At 38.5% G+C, this 21,527-nt stretch carries 22 protein-coding genes, 1 tRNA gene and 1 other RNA gene; 8 read left to right on the top strand and 16 right to left on the bottom strand.

Going from position 1 to position 21,527, the window contains the following annotated elements:
* Nucleotides 1-99: 99 nt before the first annotated feature.
* Nucleotides 100-367, bottom strand: an RNA gene (gene ffs, locus DVB69_RS00680) — signal recognition particle sRNA large type.
* A 128-nt stretch (nucleotides 368-495) separates the two neighbouring features.
* Between ffs and DVB69_RS00685 the strand changes: the two genes are divergently transcribed.
* Nucleotides 496-588, top strand: a tRNA-Ser gene (locus tag DVB69_RS00685).
* Nucleotides 589-1,028: 440 nt separating this feature from the next.
* On the opposite strand, the gene DVB69_RS00690 is transcribed toward DVB69_RS00685, so the two are convergent.
* Nucleotides 1,029-1,886: a helix-turn-helix domain-containing protein gene (locus tag DVB69_RS00690; protein WP_116015566.1), complete on the bottom strand. Its 858-nt coding sequence runs from the start codon at nucleotides 1,884-1,886 to the stop codon at nucleotides 1,029-1,031.
* A gap of 473 nt (nucleotides 1,887-2,359) precedes the next feature.
* Between DVB69_RS00690 and DVB69_RS00695 the strand changes: the two genes are divergently transcribed.
* Both DVB69_RS00695 and DVB69_RS00700 read left to right on the top strand, forming a co-directional pair.
* A complete protein-coding gene (locus DVB69_RS00695; RefSeq protein ID WP_116015568.1) occupies nucleotides 2,360-3,088 on the top strand; it encodes a hypothetical protein in 729 nt (242 codons plus the stop codon).
* Nucleotides 3,089-3,154: 66 nt separating this feature from the next.
* The gene (locus DVB69_RS00700; protein WP_116015570.1) at nucleotides 3,155-4,336 is read left to right on the top strand and encodes a hypothetical protein; all 1,182 of its coding nucleotides are present in this window, start codon (nucleotides 3,155-3,157) and stop codon (nucleotides 4,334-4,336) included.
* A gap of 171 nt (nucleotides 4,337-4,507) precedes the next feature.
* On the opposite strand, the gene DVB69_RS00705 is transcribed toward DVB69_RS00700, so the two are convergent.
* The 5 genes from DVB69_RS00705 to DVB69_RS00725 all read right to left on the bottom strand — a co-directional run bounded on the left by DVB69_RS00705 (nucleotide 4,508) and on the right by DVB69_RS00725 (nucleotide 9,217).
* The gene (locus DVB69_RS00705; RefSeq protein ID WP_116015572.1) at nucleotides 4,508-4,864 is read right to left on the bottom strand and encodes a GIY-YIG nuclease family protein; all 357 of its coding nucleotides are present in this window, start codon (nucleotides 4,862-4,864) and stop codon (nucleotides 4,508-4,510) included.
* Nucleotides 4,865-4,887: 23 nt separating this feature from the next.
* Nucleotides 4,888-5,643, bottom strand: a complete 756-nt coding sequence (locus DVB69_RS00710) for a DUF2087 domain-containing protein (protein WP_116015574.1) — start codon at nucleotides 5,641-5,643, stop codon at nucleotides 4,888-4,890.
* 316 nt (nucleotides 5,644-5,959) lie between these two features.
* Nucleotides 5,960-6,862, bottom strand: a complete 903-nt coding sequence (gene thrB, locus DVB69_RS00715) for a homoserine kinase (protein ID WP_116015576.1) — start codon at nucleotides 6,860-6,862, stop codon at nucleotides 5,960-5,962.
* Nucleotides 6,863-7,921, bottom strand: coding sequence for a threonine synthase (gene thrC / locus DVB69_RS00720; RefSeq protein ID WP_116015578.1), 1,059 nt, complete (start codon nucleotides 7,919-7,921; stop codon nucleotides 6,863-6,865).
* 3 nt (nucleotides 7,922-7,924) lie between these two features.
* A complete protein-coding gene (locus DVB69_RS00725; RefSeq protein WP_116015580.1) occupies nucleotides 7,925-9,217 on the bottom strand; it encodes a homoserine dehydrogenase in 1,293 nt (430 codons plus the stop codon).
* A 157-nt stretch (nucleotides 9,218-9,374) separates the two neighbouring features.
* On the opposite strand from DVB69_RS00725, the gene DVB69_RS00730 reads away from it, so the two are divergent.
* On the top strand, nucleotides 9,375-10,742 hold the full coding sequence (locus DVB69_RS00730; RefSeq protein WP_116015582.1) for an aspartate kinase: 1,368 nt from the start codon (nucleotides 9,375-9,377) through the stop codon (nucleotides 10,740-10,742).
* A 276-nt stretch (nucleotides 10,743-11,018) separates the two neighbouring features.
* Here the strand turns inward: DVB69_RS00730 and DVB69_RS00735 are convergent, their stop codons facing one another.
* Genes DVB69_RS00735 through DVB69_RS17760 form a run of 3 tightly spaced genes read right to left on the bottom strand, consistent with a single transcriptional unit; the run spans nucleotide 11,019 to nucleotide 12,458 of the window.
* Complete coding sequence (locus DVB69_RS00735) at nucleotides 11,019-11,960, bottom strand: anti sigma factor C-terminal domain-containing protein (protein ID WP_116015584.1); 942 nt, start codon at nucleotides 11,958-11,960, stop codon at nucleotides 11,019-11,021.
* Nucleotides 11,953-12,228 carry a sigma-70 family RNA polymerase sigma factor gene (locus DVB69_RS17755; RefSeq protein WP_233505287.1) on the bottom strand — a complete coding sequence of 92 codons (276 nt, stop codon included), beginning with the start codon at nucleotides 12,226-12,228 and terminating at the stop codon, nucleotides 11,953-11,955. Before DVB69_RS17755 ends, DVB69_RS00735 begins: the two co-directional genes overlap by 8 nt.
* Nucleotides 12,225-12,458, bottom strand: coding sequence for an RNA polymerase sigma factor (locus DVB69_RS17760; protein ID WP_233505288.1), 234 nt, complete (start codon nucleotides 12,456-12,458; stop codon nucleotides 12,225-12,227). Before DVB69_RS17760 ends, DVB69_RS17755 begins: the two co-directional genes overlap by 4 nt.
* A gap of 186 nt (nucleotides 12,459-12,644) precedes the next feature.
* On the opposite strand from DVB69_RS17760, the gene DVB69_RS00745 reads away from it, so the two are divergent.
* The 4 genes from DVB69_RS00745 to DVB69_RS00760 are packed head-to-tail and all read left to right on the top strand — an operon-like array spanning nucleotide 12,645 to nucleotide 15,943.
* Nucleotides 12,645-13,199, top strand: coding sequence for an RNA polymerase sigma factor (locus DVB69_RS00745; protein WP_116015586.1), 555 nt, complete (start codon nucleotides 12,645-12,647; stop codon nucleotides 13,197-13,199).
* On the top strand, nucleotides 13,192-13,932 hold the full coding sequence (locus DVB69_RS00750) for a hypothetical protein (RefSeq protein ID WP_116015588.1): 741 nt from the start codon (nucleotides 13,192-13,194) through the stop codon (nucleotides 13,930-13,932). Before DVB69_RS00745 ends, DVB69_RS00750 begins: the two co-directional genes overlap by 8 nt.
* Complete coding sequence (locus tag DVB69_RS00755; protein ID WP_233505289.1) at nucleotides 13,842-14,804, top strand: ABC transporter ATP-binding protein; 963 nt, start codon at nucleotides 13,842-13,844, stop codon at nucleotides 14,802-14,804. Before DVB69_RS00750 ends, DVB69_RS00755 begins: the two co-directional genes overlap by 91 nt.
* A complete protein-coding gene (locus tag DVB69_RS00760; RefSeq protein WP_116015592.1) occupies nucleotides 14,801-15,943 on the top strand; it encodes an ABC transporter permease subunit in 1,143 nt (380 codons plus the stop codon). The genes DVB69_RS00755 and DVB69_RS00760 overlap by 4 nt, the downstream gene beginning before the upstream one ends.
* Nucleotides 15,944-16,177: 234 nt before the next feature.
* On the opposite strand, the gene DVB69_RS00765 is transcribed toward DVB69_RS00760, so the two are convergent.
* The 6 genes from DVB69_RS00765 to DVB69_RS00790 all read right to left on the bottom strand — a co-directional run bounded on the left by DVB69_RS00765 (nucleotide 16,178) and on the right by DVB69_RS00790 (nucleotide 21,482).
* A complete protein-coding gene (locus tag DVB69_RS00765) occupies nucleotides 16,178-16,744 on the bottom strand; it encodes an LOG family protein (RefSeq protein WP_116015626.1) in 567 nt (188 codons plus the stop codon).
* 37 nt (nucleotides 16,745-16,781) lie between these two features.
* Nucleotides 16,782-17,096, bottom strand: coding sequence for a MazG nucleotide pyrophosphohydrolase domain-containing protein (locus DVB69_RS00770; protein WP_116015594.1), 315 nt, complete (start codon nucleotides 17,094-17,096; stop codon nucleotides 16,782-16,784).
* A gap of 163 nt (nucleotides 17,097-17,259) precedes the next feature.
* Entirely contained in the window at nucleotides 17,260-18,309 is a 1,050-nt protein-coding gene (locus DVB69_RS00775) for a flavin-containing monooxygenase (protein WP_255415289.1), read from the bottom strand.
* A 59-nt stretch (nucleotides 18,310-18,368) separates the two neighbouring features.
* Nucleotides 18,369-19,142, bottom strand: coding sequence for an AraC family transcriptional regulator (locus DVB69_RS00780; protein ID WP_233505290.1), 774 nt, complete (start codon nucleotides 19,140-19,142; stop codon nucleotides 18,369-18,371).
* Nucleotides 19,143-19,285: 143 nt separating this feature from the next.
* Nucleotides 19,286-20,482, bottom strand: coding sequence for a hypothetical protein (locus DVB69_RS00785; RefSeq protein ID WP_116015596.1), 1,197 nt, complete (start codon nucleotides 20,480-20,482; stop codon nucleotides 19,286-19,288).
* Nucleotides 20,442-21,482, bottom strand: a complete 1,041-nt coding sequence (locus DVB69_RS00790; RefSeq protein ID WP_116015632.1) for an alpha/beta fold hydrolase — start codon at nucleotides 21,480-21,482, stop codon at nucleotides 20,442-20,444. The genes DVB69_RS00785 and DVB69_RS00790 overlap by 41 nt, the downstream gene beginning before the upstream one ends.
* Nucleotides 21,483-21,527: the final 45 nt, after the last annotated feature.

Consider the following 21,527-nt stretch of genomic DNA (forward strand, 5'->3'; position numbering starts at 1 on the left):
CGGTTTTTTCAAGACCTGTTTCTAATGTTTAAGGAATTTATCTAAAAACATGCAAAAGCCTCTCATCCACATCGGGATGAGAGGCTTTTGCTATGTACGCCGTGCACCTTCCTTCGACCGCCGCACATAAGCGTTACTCTTGTCGTTGGCTCGATTTAGGCGACCCCGCGGCACATGAGAAATTCCACTTAATGCTGCTTCCTTCCGGACCTGACATGGTTCATGGGTTCCCATTGCGCGGGACCCAAATGTCAACACTACGTGCAAAAGGCAGACCCTACAATACGGACGGCCTCAGAAAAGGGATTCAGTCTTGCTAGAGCGGATTGCAAGTTATAGGGCACCGCTACCTCCCCACCTAGCACGGCAACTCTTATTATACGAGTAGCCTACAAAAAAATCAACTTTCACCCATTTGTCTATCAGGCTGAAATTTTTTATTTAAAATTGTTGACTTCTTTTCTAATGCCTGATATATTATTACTTGTCTAACACGGAGGTATACCCAAGTTCGGCTGAAGGGATCGGTCTTGAAAACCGACAGGGGTGTCAAAACCCGCGGGGGTTCGAATCCCTCTACCTCCTCCATACATAAGTATTAGTACGATAACATAGAAAAAAGTTGTTCATGAAAAGGGAAACCTGATCATGGACAACTTTTTTGTTTTTAGATAAACCTAAATCGACCTAAGATTAGAGGATAAACAGGTCATACTTGCACGAGATGATACTATCCTTCTCCTTGAACCCCCTATTGGGCACACATCGATTCCTATCATATGTTCTTCCCAACTCTAAAGGATTCAAAATTCTTCTTGTGCTGTTCATCTTATGAAGGGTTGCGGTATACGGCTGATGTCTCAATCATGTTGTGACCGATTTGGTCTCGCAAAAGGTGAAAAGGTTTCCACCTTCATCCAGACAATGCTTTGCAAAGTAGTGGCATGGAAAAGCCATGCACGCTATTTCGAGTAATTGTTCAACACATTATTTCTGTATCTGCTCTTCAGTGTGTAGCGTTTATAATATTAAGTATCCGAATATTGACTAATCTCGACTGTTGCCATTTGTAATAGCTCATGTTCTTCTAAAACAGTTAGAAGCTCCATCCCCTTTTGAACCCACGGGAATCCGCTATTACCTAAGCTGTTTAAACATATACCTTTACGCACATAACAAACAGCTAATTGCAAATATGCCTTTTGTTTTTTTGAAAATATAATAGCAGTTTCTATCTCTTTCAATGCTTCTACATAACATTTATCTTTTATTAGCATTAGGGATATATTTACACAGAAGTTTATTTTTAAACGCTGTATGTTTTGAAAATCCCCGTACCTTTCAATACTTTTAAATGCTAGCCTTTTTATTTCAAGCATTGTTTCAAGTGGAAAAAAGTAAAAAATCGAATTTAACAAGTATAAATCAGAAAAGTAGAACTGGTTTTTCACTGAAAGTCTTTGCCATACATTTGAGACACTTGCTACCAACATTGTTTTATCAGCAGTGTATATGAGTATTAGTAAAGCCTCGGCTAACGATTTAATATCACTTATTAATTGGTCGTCTTTTTTGTCTAAATAGCTCACAGACATGTTTAACAACTCTTTAATATTTTCTTCATTATTAAATGAAAGTGAAATAAATTTCTTGAATATCGCATCCTTTTCAGTATGTTTGAACCCATTTTGAATATATAAGACTTCTTCAAATGTTACTTCTAGATTTTCAAGTATACTAGCTAAAGATGAATAAGTAATATCTGTTTTATTTAACTCGAATTTCGAATAGGCACTTTGCGTCATTATTCCATCGACTATATACTTCTGCGAAAAATCTTTATCGCTTCTAATCTTTTTAATGGTTGAATTTATGTTTTTCTCCATCTATTCTCCTCCCAAATAGTCATTTGCGACTTTTTTTAAACCATTCTATCCTAATAGAAGTATTATTGCATAGAGTGGATGTGTTATTACAAAGATAGGAGGTGCCGACCATGTTAGATTTAATCATTTCGATGTTAGACATATGGTTTATTGGTGGTGGTTAATATCTTAGAAATAACGTACAAGGATCTTGTAACTCGTGCTTATAATACCTTTCCTATTCAAACGCTCATTCAGTCCATGTTTTATGATAATAATTAACCGAATATTACAACTAGCATAATCACTGTTTCTAGCGCATTTCCAAAGGGCAACTGAAAATGTAACTAAACTAGTATTTGTGGCAGATTTGTAATACCGCTGTAACAAGTTTCTCTTGAGGACGTATTTACGAGTTTGGAAGTTGTGATTAAAATCTTTTGTTAGTTTCAACAGCCCAGTCTAATACAAATAAACCCAAGGGAGTTACAAACATGAAAAAAACTATTCTAGCCCTGTCTTTAACAACCACATTGTTATTTAGCCAAGCAAGTTCTGCGGATGCTAGTGCTAGTACCGGTCTAAATGAAATATTAAAACTTCAGCCTGATCTCTCGAAACAAGAATTGCTACAAGATATTCGAGCGATAGCATCTAATACAGGCCAGTCAGAACAAAGTATTATTGAGCAAATTTATACAGAGCTAAAAAATGATCAAGATAAGGGTAAAGAGGAGAAATTAGCCCGCTCTGATATATCTGCCTATGGAGGTTCTGGGGGAACTGTAAGTGTGGGTTCTAGTACAAAAGGAAATTTTTATTATACGCCTTCACAAACTGCTTATTTAGATCATGGCCATGTGGGTATGTACTTTTCTTCAACAACAATTGTAGAATCTGTTCCTTCTGCTGGCGTTCGAACAATTTCAACTACTGCACGTAAGGTAGATAGCTCTGGAGCTATGGTTAAATCGGTCACAACATCTACCACAAATCGTACGAACGCTGCAAACTGGGCGAATACTCAGGTTGGACAATCCTACTCTTATAATTTTGCTACAAATCGTTCGACTAGTCATACTGGAGCTAAAAACTGCTCCAAATTAATTTGGTCTGCTTATAAACTAAATGGCTCGTTAGATTTAGATGTTGACGGCGGGTTAGGTGTTTATCCACGTGATGTTAGAGATGCTAAAGGTACTGTTCTAGTAAGAAACATCTAATCTTAATAAACAAGACCGTCTAATTAATTTAAGATGGTCTTGTTTGTTAATCTGGAGGTACTGAATATGAAGAAAAAGGTATTGATAGGTGCCACTTTATTAGTGTTCGTTATTGTAGTCATTAGTCTTACCAAAGAAAAAAATATCCCTGATACTTTGTTACTTTCATCAGAAGAAATTTCTGAAAAGGAGTTATTAAAGAACACTAAAGCAATTATCTATTTATCAACGACAGCTGACCAGGATATCGATAATAAAGGATTAAGTTATGGCGTCTTTGTTCAGGATGATAATTCAGTTCAAGCACTTGCTATGAAAGGGCTAGAACTTGGAAGCATAGCAGTAGGCAAGGATCAGATCCTATTAGAGGATAAAAACAACATAAATATTATAAGTGACAACATTAAAAAGTTTAAAATGGAAACTCCTCAATATACAGGTGAAAGGACTGGTTATCTTCCAGGAAAAGAATTATTCTTCAGTGTCTATAACAGTGGGTTTGTAGAAGATGGATACAGTTCGGATGTTCGATATGGAGATACTAAAGGTTTCAATGTAGATAGTATACCTTATTATATTGTTGCTTCCGGAACAGCTGAAAACTCTGTTCACGTACTCACACAAGACTTCGAAACTAACCGGTTTAGTTTAAAGGAAATCACTTTTGATGAAGAACTTAAAGTTAATGATTTAACTGAAGTCCAATCTGAATCTACTGAAAATATGCAAGTTCTCGCGCCAATATTATCGGATGAGGACTATTATTATCTAATTTTATCTACAATTATTAGTGATACAAATGAAGTTGTATCGATTTATAGAATTAACAAAGAAACATTGGAGCAAGAAACCTTTGAATTGATTAACTACGATAATGTTGATCTAACCGCTACTATTCCCTATAATTACAAAAATTCTGCAACACTGCATAACAAAAAATTATATTATGCTAACGGATTAGGTGAAATACATTCTTTCGATTTAAATACCACAGCCGTTTCAAAAGAATTTAGTCTTAAGAATGTCAGTAGCTCTAAAGTTCGCCACAACGAAGAAACATACTTTAAAGATGGAAATCTATATGTATTACGATATAGCCCCAATAAAAAGGAACAATACTATTTAGAATCTTATTCACTGGAGAAAGGGATTTTAACGGATTCTATTGATATCCATGGTCTCGATACAATCATAAAAGATTCCCAAAACAAAAAAGTTTACTCATATGACTTGAAAATATTAAAGTAGTAATACATTCGCTACAGTTAATTACCTATAAGGTTTCTTTAGCTTCTTCTGAAGTCCCTTCCGCAAAATACACATGCACCTCTCTAATAGTTCTATAACTCAAAAAGCTGTCCACTGAAAAGGGAAACCTAATCACGGACAGCTTTTTTATAGTTGGCGAATCACCTTTCATCAAAAGGACTTCTGCTTATTATACCCACGCTCTCCGTAAGGTTGTAGTTGTTCTAACCATTTCGTTTCGAGTTCGGATAATGCTTCTTTCTCGTTGAAATAAGGATCCTCTTTCTTTTTTAGTTTCTCTAAAACGTCAAAGGTGAATACGTCTTTACCGAATTGATCCCAATCTTGTTGAAGCTGTTTGTTCGTGTGCGTATTTGTTTCTAATTGAAACTTCACGCCATTGAGTGTTTTGAAGTTTTTAGTACTTCCTACAAAGACCTTATCGTTCGCTGTATTCTTGATTTGAAAAGTTCCCGCTTCAATCGAGGTTTCTTTGTATTGTTGCTTTAGCTCTTTTTTACGTTCCATCTCTTTTCACTCGCTTTCCATTATTAGTTCTTCAGCCAATACTCGCTTCCATCTGCGGTTCGATCCAAAAACCCATATTCGATTAAATATCTTCTAATTAAGACATAGTCGTCGTGTATTTTGTTTAATAGCTCATTGAGTTCTTTTTCTGAATAGATGGTTTGACTCTCAATCAAGCTCACAATTTCCCTTAGTACAACCAATCGTTGTTTTTCTTTAGGGGGAAACTTCGTTAACCCACCACTTATACCATCAGGTAAGAACTTCTTAAGGATCTCCTGCTGCTCCACATCGGTAATCGCATACCGATCGTCAATCATCTTGGCCGTTTTATGCGGAGGTATGAATGCCGGTGTATGGTCACCTTTTTCTTTCAACAGTTCCATCATCGTCAAAAAAATCTTTGCTTGCCGTTCCTTCTCTTTCAATGCAAAGCGATGATGCCGTACCGTGGAAACGCTGCCGATCCCCATTTCCTGCTGAACTTCTTTATCACTTTTCCCTGCATAAAAAAGACGGATCAGCTGGCTTTGGTGATCAGTAAGGCCCGTCAGTCTTTTCTCCATTTCAATTAGGTAATCAAATACAGATTGATGCTCATTTTCGATATGGAGACGCATGTACCGTTCCGCTTCGTAGAGCATATTTCCATCCGGATAAACAATCCCTTTATCAATTCGTTCACCACATAGCAAACAAGTATAGGTATGCTGGTCTTCTAGATATCCATTTTTTAATTCAGTAAATGAGGCACTCCAAAATAAGTCCGGGTTTTCCATTATATAAACACAACTCTCTATTGTTTGATTTTAAACAAATAATTAATTATACCGTTTGCCTTTTCTCCTGAATACTATTCTTTTTTCTTGGTTGTGTCAACCAGAAAGCAAACTTTTCAATGCATTATTTACTCATGGACTAACAGATTAATCTTTCGTTTACCTCTGGGGTTGAAAATTATATAGATCAGGAGTGATAAGTTCCTGCAGATAAATAGAGGAATGAGATAAGAACGGACTTGATTTTTAGGGAGGACCTTATTAGACACAAAAAAACAGAGGACACAAATGCATGAAGCAAATGTGTCCTCTGTTTTCATCGTGATTCAACTACCGTTGCACCTTCCGCTACTGGTGTAACGGCAATACATGTGTAGTAGGGAAATTTCTCTTCAAGCAGACGGGCCGCCTCTTCTTCACGCCCCTCATGTACCGCAACAAACAGTGAAGGACCTGCGCCACTCAATGTCATGCCGTACGCGCCATGCGCGTGACTCTCTTCTCGGACTGCATCGAAGTCTGGAAACATCTTTTTACGGTATGGCTCATGGAAGATGTCGTGATCCATCATGCGGCCAACTAGTGACCATTCCCCTTTAGCAAGAGCTGCCGCCATCAGACTACTTGCAGCACTTCCTTCAGTTGCTTTGTTATGGTCCAAATGACTAGGAAGGAGTCCACGAGAGTCGCCGGTTTTCATCTCAACGGGGGGGACGAGTACTACTGCGCCAATTGGTGGTGCATCGAACTTCATGACTTCTAGTGATGAATGGTCGTAAAAAGAAATCGTCACCCCACCGGCAATCGCAGCTGTCACGTTATCGGCATGACCTTCGATGCCTACGCCGAACCACATCTTCTCTTTCTGATTCAGCTTCAATCCATGGAGATGGTCCGCGATCTCAACCCCTGCCGCAATTGCTGCGGCACTACTACCGAGTCCTTTACCTAAAGGGATATCAGACTTCACACGTAAAGTGCAGGGAATCGTTTCGCTACCCGTACGACGTACCACCCTTTGTATGGTTTGTACGATTAGATTGTCTTCATCAGTTGGAAGTCCCTTCATCTCTTGGTCTTCATAGACCACCGTCCATCGTTCTGCGGGTTCTACATTCACTGTCATATATAACGACAGCGCCATGCCGATACTGTCAAAGCCTGGCCCAAGATTTGCAGTCGTTGCTGGAACAGTCACGGTAAAAGGAGTACTGCCCATTTACTTCGCCTCCTTTTTTAAGCCAGCTGCGAATGCTTCGAATTCTGCACGTGTCATGAATGGCTTCCCATCATTAACGCGAATTGCGGTTTCAGGATCTTTTAATCCATTCCCCGTCAAGACACCCACAATCGTCGTTCCTTTCTTAATTTCTCCCGCATCGATACGCTTTTTCAGTCCTGCAATCGTTGCGCATGAAGCGGGCTCTGCAAATACACCGTCCGTTGACGCAAGCAGGCTGTACGCTTCAAGAATCTCTTCATCTGTTACCGATAAAATATGACCACCTGATTCCGACAAAGCTGTTTCTGCTAAGTGCCAGCTAGCTGGATTACCAATGCGAATGGCAGTCGCAACCGTTTCAGGCTCTTTAAACACACGACCGTAAACAATCGGTGCAGCACCATCCGCTTGTACACCTAACAATCGTGGCTTGTCTCCACCTTTTTTCTCCGCATACTCTGTAAAGCCTTTCCAAGCAGCTGATATGTTGCCGGCGTTTCCAACTGGTAACGCAAAAATGTCCGGTACGCAGCCTAGCTGTTCAATTGTCTCAAATGCAATCGTTTTTTGACCTTCTAAACGATACGGATTGACTGAATTGACAAGGGCAATATCGCCTCCGCCAGCTTCTCGTACCATTTGCAACGCTTCGTCAAAGTTCCCTTCGATTTCAAGAATCTCAGCGCCATACATCTTCGCTTGCGCCAATTTCCCAAGCGCAATTCTGCCTGCCGGAATGACGACAATTGTACGCATCCCTGCGCGTGCACCATAGGCCGCCGCTGATGCTGATGTATTGCCCGTTGACGCACAAATAAGTGTTGTTTTTCCTTCTTCTTTCGCTTTTGCAACAGCCATTACCATCCCACGGTCTTTAAACGATCCCGTTGGGTTGGCACCCTCCGTTTTTACATATAAGTTCACACCCCACTGTTCAGATAAGTTTTTTAAGTGAATGAGTGGCGTATTCCCTTCTTGTAGTGTTAAATCAGGTGTTTGCTCCGTTACAGGAAGCCATTCCCGATACTCTTCTATTAGTCCATTCCATCGTCTCATCGGTCATTCCCCCTCTACTCGATAGTGGCTTAGTACGCAATTCACTTCCGGTGCCACTTTCAATTCTTCGATGACTTTCAAATGTTGGTCCCTGGAAATCGCATGTGTAATGAAGATTAAATCCGCATCTTCGCGCTTTGGATCTGCATGTTGAATCACCGTTGCCAAGCTCGCCTTATTGTGGCTGTATATAGAAGACAAACGAGACAGCACGCCAATTTCATCCTGAACGGAAATTCGGTAGAAATAGCTTGCAAACTTCTGATCATCTGACTTCACTTTGCGCTCATACTGGTAGGAATGAATTCGTTTACCATTCACTCCAAGCAATAGATTCCTGCAAGCCGCTACGATATCTGAGGTAACAGACGTTGCAGTCGGCAACGAACCAGCACCGGGTCCATAGAACATCGTTTCCCCGACTGCATCTCCATAAACATAGACTGCGTTGAACTCGTTGTTGACAGAAGCCAGTGGGTGTTCGTTTTTGATGAATACAGGTTCAACCGCCACTTCTATACCGTTTTCATCCTTCTTCGCAGATCCTGCCATCTTAATGGTATAGCCGAACTGCTCTGCAAGTTCGAGATCTCCGTCTTCAATGACACGTAGTCCACGCACGTATACATCATCAAGATGCACTTCTGTCGAAAATGATAGCGACGCGAGGATCGCCATCTTACGGGCAGCGTCAATGCCGTCTACATCGGCAGATGGGTCCGCTTCTGCGTAGCCAAGAACTGTTGCTTCAGCAAGTGCGTCTTCATACGTTTTCTTTTCTTCCTTCATCTTCGTGAGGATGAAGTTCGTGGTCCCGTTCACAATACCTAACAGCGATGTTATTCGATCAGAAGCAAGCCCATCTTCAAGTGTACGAATTAGTGGAATCCCTCCACCCACACTCGCCTCGTAGAACAAATCACAACTGTTTTCATCGGCTAACGTGAGTAACTCTTTTCCATAGACTGCCATGACATCTTTGTTGGCTGTGACAACACCTTTTCCCGCTTTTAAAGAACGTTCTATAGCTGTTTTCGCGTCATCCGTTCCTCCAAACACTTCGACGATGAAATCGATTGTGTCGTCATTCAGCAAGTTGTCTAGTTGGTCCGTGAACGCCTCTTTCGGCAATTCTGTATCCCGTTCTTTAGTTTTATCTTTTATCAACACACGCTTAATGCGTACAGGTACGCCAAGCTTATGTTGCAAGTCATCCTGGTGGTTGTGCAAAATTTTAGCAACGCCGCTTCCTACAATCCCGAAACCTAATAAGCCAATTCCGATTTCTTTTCTCATTTGACGATTCCTCCCACTATATGTACACTACGAAACAACAAATGTTCTTTCCATAGAGACAGTATAAAGATAAAGTCTTCACAGAACAACCCTATCATGTTATTGTTATTCAATATATCACACAAGTCACAATTAATTAAAGATTGGATCTGGTTAAATGAAAGTTTGTAAATTTGGCGGAACGTCTGTTGCATCGGCTCAACAAATCAAAAAAGTAGCAAACATTATCCATTCCGATTCATCCCGAAAAATTATTGTCGTTTCCGCTCCAGGCAAACGTCACAGTGACGATACCAAAGTGACGGATCTGCTCATACTTCTTGCAGAAAAGGCCTTGATTGGGCAAGATGCAGAACCAGAACTTCGACAAGTCCTTGCTCGCTACGAAGAGATATCAAAAGAGCTGGGGCTCGATGGCTCGATGAATACTGTGATTGAAAAAGACTTACGTGAACGACTCTCTTTGGACAAGGAAGATCCAATTCTTTTCATGGATAGCCTAAAAGCATCAGGTGAAGACAACAACGCGAAACTCATTGCAGCGTACTTGCAGTCGATTGGTATGGAAGCGACCTACGTCTGTCCGAAAGAAGGCGGTCTGTTGGTCAATGAACGTCCACAACGGGTGCAGGCGCTTCCTGAGGGTGAGGAACTCCTTGCTGAATTACGGAATAGACCTGGCATTGTCGTGTTCCCAGGATTCTTTGGCTATACAAAAGACGGAACACTTCGCACATTCAATCGTGGCGGCTCAGACATCACAGGTTCCCTTCTCGCTGCAGCAACTAGGGCTGAACTGTATGAGAACTTTACCGATGTCGATTCGGTGTTTTCTGCCAATCCGAACGTGGTCGACAAACCGTGTGCAATCCATACGATGACGTACCGCGAAATGCGTGAGCTTTCATACGCAGGCTTCACAGTATTTCACGATGAAGCGTTGCGCCCTGCGTTCTTGCGGTCGATTCCGGTATGCATTAAAAATACGAATAATCCGCGTGCTCGTGGCACGATGATTGTGAAAGAGCGGGAGTGCGGTACGAACCCGGTCGTAGGAATCGCTGCGGATGACGGATTCTCAACACTATTCGTTGATAAATACTTAATGAACGTTGAAATTGGCTTCGGTCGACGATTACTTCAGATTTTGGAAGAAGAAGAAATTCCATTTGAGCACACGCCTTCAGGAATCGATAACATGTCCGTAATTATTCGGGATATGTTCTTGACGGAAGAAAAAGAAACACGAATTTTACACCGTGTGAAAGAAGAACTTGAAGCTGACGATGCGTACTTCCGACGCGATTACTCGATGGTGGTTCTTGTTGGGGAACGTATGCGGGATACGACCGGATTAACGGCACGTGCTGCTACAGCGATTGCGAAAACTGGTGCAAGCATTCAGATGATCAACCAAGGGTCTACTGAGGTCAGCCTCGTGTTCGGGGTTCATAAAAAAGATGAAACAGCTGTTCTTCGTTCACTGTATGAGGAGTTTTTCCAAACAGCCACTACACATGTGTAAGTGATAATGTAAAAAGAGCGAATTCGGATTAGTGTCTAACCCGAATTCGCTCTTTTTGCATTGGTGATCTGTTTTGGTCGAAGTGAACCTTTCTTCAGTAGGTTCTAATTTCATCTTTATAAAAGTCATTGAATCATTTGATCTTATAAAGTTTTTTCTATAGCGCTTGATAAATCAGCATATTAAGATGGATTACTCCTCTTCTATTCGACATTTGGTTGACGGAAAGCCGTGTTCTGTTGTTAGCCCGATTACTAAATTCTTTTCTTCAACCGGTTAATAATTGTCAATTACTCCTCCTAAGGAAGAAGCCTTAACAATAGGTTTCTTTATGATTTCTGCCAACTCATCTTTTGTACCGTAAATGACGATTCCTAAAATTTCTATGTCATCACTATTTATATTTCTCATCGTGTCATAGACCTTTCTATGTTCTTGAGACACACTCGTTTGCAATAGTTTTAAAAACTCCTTATATTCTTGGTCTAATTTAATCGTTGAAAAAACAGGTGAATTTGTAGAAAAACCTAACGCTTCGTACTCACTTATAAAAGTTGAGGACCAATCATTTTCTTTCGCCTCTTGCTGGAATGTTTCTAATTGGCTAGCACTATAGGTATTTACCCAAAACCAGGTCATTGCTGGAAGTTCATACAAAGGGAGTTCACTCTGTTTGTACGGCTTGTCAAAAGAGAGGGCAACTTCATAAATTCGATCTCCATCCATCTTATTAAGTAGGTCTTCATCATGTTTATATTTTTGATACGTAACGTTCGGATGGAAAAACATTAAATTACGCCAACCATTCTCCTTATACGTAATTTTCCAATCCTCTCCTGTAACCCCGATGCTGCCACCAGCTCCTCTTGAAATTGAGGTAGATGGTATCACACCATATTTGTATTGGTTTTGTTCGATCACGAGCGACTTCATTTTCATATCCTTAGAAACTTTATATTGGCTCTCTCCTCCTAATATTCCGCTCGTATCTACAGTTTCACTAATATAACCATTCGGAGTACTAAGTCGGACGTATGCATCCCGTTGCTTAAACGCCTTTTGACTAAAGTAGGAGTAGGTAACGAAGTTAACTATGTTGAGACTGACAAATACAATGACAGCAACGAAAACAATCGTTAAGATCGTCTTCCTTTTTCCTTTTTTTATCGCCTTTTCTATCTTTTTCTCGTCAAAAATGTTCTCTGTGAATTCATCCATTTAAAGTCCTCCACATCTCTTGAAATTCTTTTCTAGCCCGAAATAAATAAGTTCTAACCGTTTCTACTTTCATTCCTAATAATAGAGCAATGTCTTTGTAACTAAGCTCCAGCTCGTATTTCAAAACAAGCAGTTGCCTATAGACTTCCTTCATACGTTCTAATGTGCAAGTGATTTCCTGATTCATTTCTATATGCAATACACTAGACTCTGTGTCTTCGTCATTTGCAAAGTTATTCCAGAAATGAAGATCATCAATCGAAATCACATGTTCTTTTCCATTTTCTTCAATTTCTTTCTAAATTCATTCAAAGCAACAGTGAAAATATAGGAGAGGGCTTTGTCGGACGGAACTCCGCTACTATAAGCAATATATTTCATATAACTTTCTTGAACAATATCTTCTGCATCTTCATGGCTGCAACCGTTCTTCTTTAGATAAAAATAAATCATTTTTGCCTGTTCTTTATAGAGTTTCAACAAAAACTTTGAATCCATAGCTCCTCCTCTCTAACACCCTTCACTACTATAGAGTCTTTGACCTTAAGAAAGTTTACAACTAACAAAAAAATTTTTAAACATTTGAAAAATTATTTAGTGGTGTTAAATGATTTTTGAAAGAACTTTGTTAATCTATAGTGAAGAGTATTTTTCTTGTGAAGAAGTAAGGACGTGTTATGAAAGGTGAAGACGATTGAAGATTACATATTGATCCGCAAAATAAAGGCGGGTGATACAGAAGCGTGGGAAACTCTTGTTACGAAGTATTATGACCAAATCTTTTCGTTTTGCGTCCGGAGATGTTTAGGGGACCGAGTTTTGGCCACTGATTTAACGCAGGAAATCTTTCTGAAAGTGGTCGAAAACATGGAGAATTATAAGTTTAGCGGAAAGTTCTTCAACTATTTATTTACAATTGCCGTCAATGTATGCAACAACTACTACCATAAAAAGAAACTCACGCAGTTTGAGTTGGATGAAACCCTATTACATTCCGATTCAGAGATGGCAATCAATCAATTAATCAAGCAGGAAAATACAAATCAGCTGCAAATCGCATTAAATACACTTCCAGATATTCAAAAGGAGGCGCTGATCCTGAAATATTACCATGATTTAAAAGTGAAAGACATCGCTAAAATTATCGGTGTAGGGGTTGCCACGTCTCAATCCAGGATTAATCAGGGGTTGAAAAAGTTGAAAAAATCACTAGATAGAGAGGAGTTTATGAATGGATAACAACACGATCAAAAAAATAGCTCACGATGAAATCAAAGCGGACGACGTTCAGATGCAGCTAGTCATTGACTTAGGAAAGCAAAAAATCAATCAAAACCACCTTCTCCGCTACTCTCTGTTCAACCTTTTCTGTTCATCCTTACGGTTCACGAGAATACGCACTTGGCTCACCCAATTTTCACTGCTCCTCTTAACTGCTTTTTTCATCACAAAGATGATTAGCAAAGAGCCGTCTGTACTTATCATTCAATGTGTAACGATAGCAATTATTTTTTCAGCCTTTTTCTTTATAAATGAACTATTTCAAAGCTTTACGACAGGCATGTGGGAATTAGAACAGACGCTGAAGTATGATTTGCGCCAGCACACCATGACCAAACTGCTGATTTTCGGCGTAGCTGATTTATGTCTAATCCTCTGCCTTGCCCTTATCTGCCAAGGTGTCGTTTCGATTCCCTTCTGGCAGATCATTTTATATTTGTTGGTTCCGTTCAATATAACGTGCATCGTTCTATTTTCCTTGTTCACAATCTGGAGAAACAATCTAACTTCCTTCATTTTTTGGATTGGTTCAGGACTTATTGTCATGGGGACCGTTATTCTGATCAACGCATTTAACGTTTATGAATTGGGAGTGGCATATTGGGGAATCGCATTTACGTTATCCACCGTATTTTTAGGGGCGATCGTAATGGAGATGATGAAGACGAAGAAATGGGAGGCGTATTACTAATGGAACTAGAATTGAAGAATGTTACGAAAAGCTATGACGACATAATTGCACTGAATAACGTTTCATTTCGTTTAGTACCTGGTGTTTATGGTCTTCTCGGGTCAAATGGGTCAGGAAAGACGACTTTATTTCGTATTATAAGCGGGGTTCTCAAACAAACGACCGGCACAGTTACACACAATCGGGAGGACATCAGAGCCAATTCAGACGCGTTCCGTTCCGTATTGGGCTTTTTACCACAGGATTTCAGCTATTACCCTGATTTCACAGGCATGAAGTTCATGTTATATATTGCTGCGCTTAAGGGGATCAATAAAAACTTAGCAAAAAAAAGATGCCTGGAACTTTTAACATTAGTCGGCTTAGAGGACGTGAAAAATAAAAAAATAAAAAAATACTCTGGCGGCATGAAACAACGGCTAGGCATTGCGCAGGCAATGATCAATGATCCAGAAGTATTGATACTCGATGAACCGACCGTTGGCTTGGATCCAAAAGAGCGCGTACGATTCAGGAATTTAATTAGCTCCTTCTCTAAAAATAAAATCGTCATCCTTTCAACACATATTGTTTCAGATATTGAATATATTGCTGACGAAATTCTCGTCCTAAATAAAGGGATTCTCGAAAACAGAGGGCCTTCTTCCGTGTTGATCGAAACCATTCGCGGGTACGTATGGGAAACTGAAGTTGAAAACGATAAGCTTGATCAAATGTTGATGGATCACTTGATCAGCAACCAAAAACACGAGGGCAACAGGACAGTCCTACGAATTATTTCGATAGAAAAACCTGCCCCTAACGCGAAACAAGTGCACCCAACATTGGAAGACCTGTATTTATATTATTTTAGGGAGGAGGCGGGACGATGAAAACAATTGTGAAGTATGAAATGGAAAAAATACAGCAAAATAAAACATTTATTGGTGCGCTAGTCATTTCATTACTTGTGTTAGCTGGAATATTGTACATTGGCTTCTATCAGGCGCAACTTTATGGAATAGACCGTAATGGGGTTGAACATTATCACCAGGTCGTAGAGAAAAGCACCGGAGAGTTTAATGATCAAAAAGTAAAAGAAGTTCTAACCAATTACATAGATCACTATCAAAGCGACAACGTGGACAACAGGAGCTTTGACTTGTTTTCCTGGGAAATTGCAAATACATTTATCGCTAATGGAGAAGATGTCTATGACCAGATGAATAATGCAATGAAGCAAGGTGACAAATTAACCATCGATCAAATCAGCATTAAATCGATAAAGGAAATCGGCTTTGCTGAATTTCTAGAGCCCTTAAAAGTAGGTAGTTTTGTGACATGGAAGGACCTTTATAACGTCACAAGCCAGATATTTCTTCTCATAAGTATTCTGGTGATTTTAGTTTGCTGTCTCGTTTTCTCAAGCGATACGTCAAGAAATATGAATCCGTTACTATTGTCTACAAAGCTTGGCAGAAAGCAATTGACCATTGCCAAGATCATAGCGGCAACGTTCTTTTCAATTTTGGTATTCCTTTCTATCCATGCACTATCACTAGGAGCATTTTTTATATACAATGGCGGCTTCACGGGGTGGGACACAAGTATTCAAACAAACGTCTCAATGGAGCTGTTTAAGTTTCCAGTTGAACTCAATCAGTTACACGTATTTGGTTTAGCGGTTGCGCTTCAATTTATCGGCTTGCTGGCAATTGTTGCGCTGACACTATATGTCTCCTCTACTACACGTTCGCCGTTCAGTTCATTACTCATCGCATTAGGCCTATTCCTTTTGCCGAAAGCATTGACACAACTTATTAAAAGAGGGCCCATCTATCACCTGCTAAATCTGTTTCCAATCAATAATTATCCAGTTAAAGACTTTTTAACATTAATGAGCACGGAAAAAGAGTTTTTCTTCGATAATTTCATGCAAAATATGATACTCACCATGGTTGTTCTAGTCGCGATTACAATTATTTTTAACTTTGCTGTGTATCAGCGGATGAAACAGTATCAAGAGACATGATGTTTTTAGACGACCTGGAAATGAAGTTTCGTTTTGCTTATGATGAAATGGAAGAGACTTTAGTAATCGCTCAGGTTATTTGTTTGCCTTTGAAACAATTTATTATATCCACGCTGTAAAAAGGTAACAGTTTAGTTAACAACCAACACACCTCTCAATCTTCCTTATGATTGAGAGGTTTTACATAATTTTATATACATACTTTTTCGTTTATTGCGATATATTACAAATCATTTAAGTCCATTTTACGGCATAGCTCGGACTATAAGCATCCATTTTTTCTAATAACTCTTTTGGGTCTGAGGAGATAATTATCATTTCTCGATAATCTTTATTCATAAACCCCTGTTCAATTGTATGATCTAGCATGGCAATTAACGGATCAAAAAAGTTATTTATGTTTAGTAATCCACAAGGCTTTGCATGAACACCTAGCTGTGACCAAGTAAATACTTCAAACCACTCTTCTAGTGTGCCAGCACCCCCAGGTAAAGCGACAAATCCGTCCGCTAATTCTGCCATTTTTGATTTACGCTCGTGCATTGTATTAACTACATGCAGCTCCGTTAATTGATCATGAGCAATCTCTACAGCCTTTAGTCTTTGAGGAATCACTCCTATCACCTTACCCCCACTATTTAGGGTGGCATCAGCCAATGCGCCCATACATCCTACCTGGGCTCCACCATAAATCAAAGTTCTATCATTATTCGCTAATTCTTCTCCAAACTTTTCTGCATGCTCTATGTAAACACTATTTATCCCTTTACTTGACCCACAAAATACAGCAAGATTTTTAATTTCCATTTTGCCACCTCTTTGCTCTCTGTTTACCAAGTTATTGGTATCTATTAGTCAGTTTATGTTTATGCTCTAAGAAGATTTCTTCCAAATCGATATTATATTTATTTGCAATAACAACTACATTACCTACTACATCACCGAGTTCTTCTGTTAAATTCCTCTTACTTTCAGTCAATGAAATTGGATGCTCGTCTGGCCGATCTCGTCCGATTTCAAGAGCTCTTATTGCTCTAGCTACTTCTCCTGTCTCTTCTGACAAGAAACCAATACGTACGAATATATCTAAATCAGACCATCCCCTTGTCTTATAATATTCAGCAACCCACTTTTGAAATTCTTTCGCTTCCATTTAAGATTCGCCTCCCCTATCTACATATAGTCAAATCTTCTCAAATGTAACACAACATATGGTTTGATAGAAAGAAACGTTTAAACTTACCTTCAATTTAAATGGCAGATTGTTTATAAAAGGGAGCACTTTTCATTACGTTTACGCGCCAAACTCTAATAGATTAGAGTACTTTATCTACTAAAAACTTAGCATCCCTTCCAACGCCACAAACAAGACCAGAACCGCGACTATACTGCCATGGTAACCCTATATAATATAATCCATTAATTGGACTTACACCTCGATTATGTACAGGTCTACCTTTTTTATCTATTGCTCCTTCAATACGAATCATTTCATATGATGGAACGAAACCAGTTGCCCAGATAATATTGTTTACTTTCATCTTACTACCATCAGAGAAGGTCACTTGGTCTCCTTTGACTTCAGTTACCCTAGGTTTAATCTTCACTTTTTGTTCTTTGATGGCCCGCTTCAATTCCATTCCAAAGATGGGATCATTACTTTTTTGAAACTGTCGTCCTCTAACTGTATCTGTGCCCGCATATAAAAGTTGTGATTTCTCCAACCAATAAAAAATGCTTCTCCCTAGAAATCGTAAGGGTAAAAATTTGGGTTCATATGAGATAGCAAGGCTAACATCTTCTCTGTCGGTTGATAATTCTACCGAAATTTGTGCTCCTGAATTACCACCGCCCACAACTAACACAGAACCACTACGGAGGGTTTTCGGTTCAATATATAAAGAAGAATGAACATTTAATACTGCTTTGTCTTCAATCTTAATTACTTGTGGTATAAATGGCTTTTGAAAAGCTCCTGAAGCTACGATAACTTTCCTTGATTGAAACTTCTCATCATCCGTATATATGTTAAAATAGTCATTCCTTTTTTCAATTCCAGTAACCATAGTATTCATTCTGCATGGTAAATTGAAGTGTGCTACATACCGCTCTAGATAATCAGCCATTTCAATTTTTGTTAGATATGACTTCGGATCACCTTTCATTTTTAGACCCGGGAGAACTGAGTAAGACTTCGTTGTAAATAATACAAGTGATTTATACCGATTACGCCAAGAGTCTCCAATACGTTTTTGTGTATCTATAATTAGATGATTTTCAATTCCTTTTTGTTTTAATTGATAACTCATAGCAATACCAGCTTGACCTGCACCAATAATGATAACTTCAAACAGTTTTTTCGACACGTTTTTTCACGTCCATTCCTCCTATAGTTACTTTTTCAAGTATAAGTGGAAAAGGATATTCAAACTTGCATATATCTGCTATCTTTTGTGATCATGCTTGGCGACATCCCAAGCTTTTCTCGAACACACCGGGAGAAATGGGAAGAGCTGCTGAAACCAGCTTCAATAGCAGCATTAGTTAAGGTGTCTCCTTCAAATATGAGATGAAAGGCTTTTCTAATCTTTTCATGAATCAAATAGCTAGAAATGGAAATACCCACTTCCTCCTTAAATAGATGTGAGAGACGACTTTCAGAAAGGAATACCTGATGCGAGAGAGAAGGAACTGTAAGCTGATTCAAGGCGGTTTGTTTAATATGATTGATGACATTTTCACACCTGTTATCTAACGTATAATAATCCTTATAGGGTATATCGAGGACGCGCATTGTTTGTTTGATAAATACATGATATGTATCAGAGCATTCAATATTTATTAACAGATTCATGATGTTTTTAATTAACTTATAATCCAACTCATAGGTATTGCTGTCTCCTAAGAAACGTCTCTTAACCTCCAAACCGAAGTTGGACTCAGGGTTAATCAACATATAGTATTGCCAAAGGTCATTCCCATCCAACTCGTGTGGAACATTTGAGTCAATGATCAAACCTCGCACGGTTGTTTTAACGCCTTCTATCTCCACGTTGAAAACCCGATTTAAACCAATCGTGATTTGAATGTAATAGTGGCTATGTTTAGTTGCTTTAACTTTATCGGTGATAAATGATATATGATCTTCACCCTCAAAAACAATCAATCTGGCATTCCTATTCTTCATAAGAATCTTCAAAGTAAAGCAACTCCTCTTAAAATGGTTGCGAACTAATAAAATGTGCCCAAGCCACAAATCAATCTTGGTTTTCTATGTACAGAGCATTTAAAAGCAAAGGCTGAGTGTTTCATAGTCGCACACATTAATTGAACAATCATCTTTTACCCATTACTTAAAAACTCAATATTTGAATTTAAATCTTCTACCATTCTTGCTGGTTCGTCAGTCCTGAATACTACCGTTTTAACATATTTTTTTCGCCCATATGAACTTTTCATTAAGACCGGTTCTTTTAAAAATATTTCATATTGAGGTGAATCCATATTCAACATTGCAAAGTATGTATCTTTTGGTTTCTTTTCTCCAATTCCACCTTGTTCTTTAGCGGTCTTTATATCTTCAATATTACTAACTTCAAATTCAATACTACTTTGATAGCCAAAGCGAATAATGACCTTATCAGAAGTCATAATATGCGGTAAGGATCTTACGGAGTTATATAATCCTATAATATAAAGCAACGCATAGATATTAAATACCGTGAAAGTCCACGCAGCAAAACCACTCCACGACTGAATAAGAAAGTGGAAAGAAGCACCTTCCAGTATTATTAAGATTGAAAATATGATGGTCATTGTTTTAAGCTGTGAAGTTTTATGATAAGAATAGGCATCTTCATTTTTAATCACAGTTGGCTTTCTAAACCATCCTATAATGGAATAGTAGAATACACTCATTTCCGTTAAAATTGCCCCTAAAACAAAACCATTTCCTAGTTTAGGTTCAAGAGACATTCTAATGACATCTAGAAAATCATGATCCTCATCTTGCTTGTTTCTTCTATAGCTTTTAACACTTTTAAAAATACCATATATAACTACAATTAAAACGCTGATTTCTAAGACGAGTAAAAGCCAAACCATCATTTTACTAAAGAATCCTTTTTGCGAAGAAGGGATTATTAAATAAGACGCTCCCAAACATATAATAAAAGCAAGATATGCTAACAACTTCGGCATTGAACTTGGACGGATAAATAACCAGTAAATCATAAATAGAGGAAGAATTATTAGACTTAACGTTAATAAAATCACTGTCAAATTGCTAATTGCATCTAATCGTAAGATAAAATAGCTTCCTCCCATTAAACTGATAATGAATACAATTAAAATTGGAACAAGCAACTTTTTTATGACTAGTACCTCCATTTCTAAAATTTTAACGGTTCCAAAACAACACTTCTTTTCTTTGGTTATTCTGTTGAACTCAATTTTTATGCGATTACTTGAAGATGACCCATTAACGCAAGAGCATTTCTTATTTACTTTTATTAATGAATGTATTTGACATCCATTCATTAAACTTTTCCTTTTCTTCAAGCTGCGGATAATGAGCAGATTTCTCGAAGGTTATGAAATGCTTTTGCTTAGATGCAATCGTATCAAAATATTTTTTTGCTGCATCAGTTGAAGTCATATAATCGTATTTACCCATGATAAAATATAATGGTATATCAATTTTTGACACAATATTTGGTAATGGGTTTTCCAGTATATGATTCACCAACTTCTCTTGCGAGTAACCCATACCATAGTTATAACGAATGACATCTAACAAATTATATTCGTTGCTAAATAAGGCCCCCATAATATCACCATCGGGATTATCAATGCTTCTTGTAGAACCACCGTACTTCATCACATATTCTCTCGGGGTAACTCTAGCACCATTTTCAATCTGCTCAGTTAATCCTTGTAGATATGCAACGTCATCAGTATTTCCTGCTTTTTTAGCTTGTGTGATGCAGTATGTTAAACCTTCTTTCTCACTTACTATTGTATCGCTGATCTGCCCAATCCCAACGTACGCTTCATATTTTTCAGGGGATTTATTGGCAGCTTGCATGCCAATGTATGTGCCAGATGAATGACCCATTAGAATAACTTTGTCCTTTCCGAGGCGCTCTGATATATAATCAGTCAACGCCAACAGATCATTAACTAATAAATCAGTTGTTAAATTTGAGTAATCTTCAAAAAAGTGGAATGACTTCCCACTTGCTCTTTGATCGTAATTAACAACCGTGAAATTGGATTCCAATAAGTCTTGATATTGAACAGCGTACGGTGTTTCTGGGGAACCAGGACCTCCATGTACAACAATTATGATTGGATTGTTCTTGTTAGTTCCGCGTATCATAATCTCATGATCTGTGCCATTTATCTTCACTTGTTCTAATGTACTTATACTATTATCACCTTTTATATTTGATGTCCATGTGGGAAAAATGAGTGCTATTGCAACTACTACTACAAAAACTATTGCAACGTATTTCATTGTTTTCTTTTTATGTTTCATTATAATTTGTCCTTCCCTATTCACATTCAATTTAAGTGTATCAAA

Origin of the sequence: Sporosarcina sp. BI001-red, from assembly GCF_003384035.1 — a bacterium.
Lineage (GTDB): Bacteria > Bacillota > Bacilli > Bacillales_A > Planococcaceae > Sporosarcina.